Below are 273 nucleotides of genomic sequence, written 5' to 3'. Positions count from 1 at the left end.
GACCGGCACCACCGGCAGCTCCACCGCCGCCGGCTGATCGATCAGCTGGACCGGCTTGCCGTCCTGCTCCACATACCGGGTACGCAGCACCTCATGCCGACCGGCCACCTGGCTCAACGCCCGGCGCAGCGCCGGCACATCCAGCTCCCCCGAAAGCCGATAGGCCATCGGCACGTTGTACACCGGCGAATCAGGAGCCATCCGCCACAGGAACCACAACCGCTCCTGCGCGAACGACAGCGGCAACCCGCCACCGTCACGCACCACCGGCTC

General features: G+C 69.2%; 1 protein-coding gene. It reads right to left on the bottom strand.

The genetic code is table 11. The features are described from left to right. Positions 1 to 246: condensation domain-containing protein (locus V5E28_RS49355; protein ID WP_336217238.1), on the bottom strand; the 246-nt coding region annotated here is incomplete at its 3' end. Positions 247 to 273: the final 27 nt, after the last annotated feature.

This window comes from Nonomuraea sp. LPB2021202275-12-8 (assembly GCF_037044575.1).
Classification (GTDB): Bacteria; Actinomycetota; Actinomycetes; order Streptosporangiales; family Streptosporangiaceae; genus Nonomuraea.
Note: the sequence above shows the minus strand (reverse complement) of the source record. Positions and strands in the feature narration are given on the sequence as shown.